Source organism: Polaromonas sp. P1_G4, from assembly GCF_056405475.1.
Window position 1 is genome coordinate 1 of sequence record NZ_JBFUCA010000751.1, and the last position, 1,544, is coordinate 1,544.

Annotated in this window: 2 protein-coding genes; both read left to right on the forward strand. The window is 62.0% G+C overall.

The window, feature by feature from the left end:
* On the forward strand, nucleotides 1–362 hold a 362-nt coding region (locus tag AC1D1X_RS22995; protein ID WP_477699298.1), incomplete at its 5' end, for a carbohydrate ABC transporter permease.
* Between the two features lie 13 nt (nucleotides 363–375).
* Nucleotides 376–1,413, forward strand: coding sequence for an ABC transporter ATP-binding protein (locus AC1D1X_RS23000; protein ID WP_477669909.1), 1,038 nt, complete (start codon nucleotides 376–378; stop codon nucleotides 1,411–1,413).
* Nucleotides 1,414–1,544: the final 131 nt, after the last annotated feature.

Consider the following 1,544-nt stretch of genomic DNA (forward strand, 5'->3'; position numbering starts at 1 on the left):
GGATGCTCTACAGCGCCTACAAGGACATTCCGAACGAGATACTGGAAGCCGCACGCATGGACGGTGCGAGCCTCTGGACCGAATTTCGCCATGTTGTGCTGCCGCTGTCGGTGGGCGGTCTCGCTTCGACCGGCCTGCTGTGCCTGGTGCTGAGCTGGAACGAGGCCTTCTGGGCGCTCAACCTCAGTTCGGCCAAGGCCGGCACGCTGGCGACATTGATCGCCTCGTACTCCAGCCCCGAAGGGCTGTTCTGGGCCAAATTGTCAGCCGCCTCGCTGATGGCGATCGCACCGATCGTCGTGTTCGGCTGGTTCAGCCAGAAACAGCTGGTGCAAGGCCTGACATTCGGTGCGGTGAAGTGAAAGGAATTGACCCATGGCTTATCTGGAACTCAAGAACATCGAGAAAAGTTTCGGGGAAACCCAAATCATCCGCGGTGTTGATCTTGAAATCAACAAGGGCGAGTTCATCGTCTTCGTCGGACCTTCGGGTTGCGGTAAATCGACACTGCTGCGCCTCATCGCGGGGCTGGAGCCCATCACCCAAGGCAACTTGCTGCTGGACGGCAAGGACATCACCTGGACGCCTTCGGGCAAGCGTGACCTGGCGATGGTGTTCCAGAGCTACGCGCTCTACCCGCACATGAGTGTGTACGACAACATGTCCTTTGCGCTCAAGCTTGCGGGCGTGCCGAAGGACGAGATCCAGGCCAAGGTCGAGTACGCGGCCAAAACGCTCAACCTCACCCAGTACCTGGGCCGCACACCGAAAGACCTGTCGGGTGGACAGCGGCAGCGGGTGGCGATTGGCCGCGCCATCGTGCGTGCACCCAAGGTGTTCCTGTTCGACGAGCCCTTGTCCAACCTGGATGCCGCGCTGCGCGGCAACACGCGCGTCGAAATCCACAAGCTGCACCGCGCGCTCGGCGCGACGACCATTTACGTCACGCACGACCAGGTCGAGGCCATGACGCTGGCCGACCGCGTGGTGGTTCTCAGGGACGGGCTGATCGAGCAGGTCGGCACGCCGCTCGAGCTCTACGACCACCCGGCGAACCGGTTTGTCGCGCAGTTCATCGGCATGCCGTCGATGAACATGGTGGCGGCAAGCGCGATTCCGAGCTTCTCGGCGGCCACTGGCGGGCGCCTGCCGAGCGATGGTTTCCTGGGTGTGCGGCCGGAAGGCTTGCGCGTGCATCCGAAGCAGGCCGTTGCTTTGGGTGTGCAAGGCCGCGTGGAGCTGATCGAGGCACTCGGTGCCGACACCCTGATTCACGTCGACGTCGGCGGCGTGCCGCTGATAGCGCGCCAGAACGAACGGACACCGCTGCATGCAGGTGACGATGTAGCGGTCGAGCTCGACCCCTCGGTGCTTCATCTGTTCAACCGTGAAGGCCGTGCGGTTCCGGCCTGATTTCTTCCTTCTTCCTTTCGGACATTCCCTTGACTCTCGCAACAGCGCTTCCTGCGAAAACGCCATTGGCGCCTTCGGAATTCACGGTGCTTCACCTTGGACTGGGTTCATTTCATCGAGCCCACCAGGCC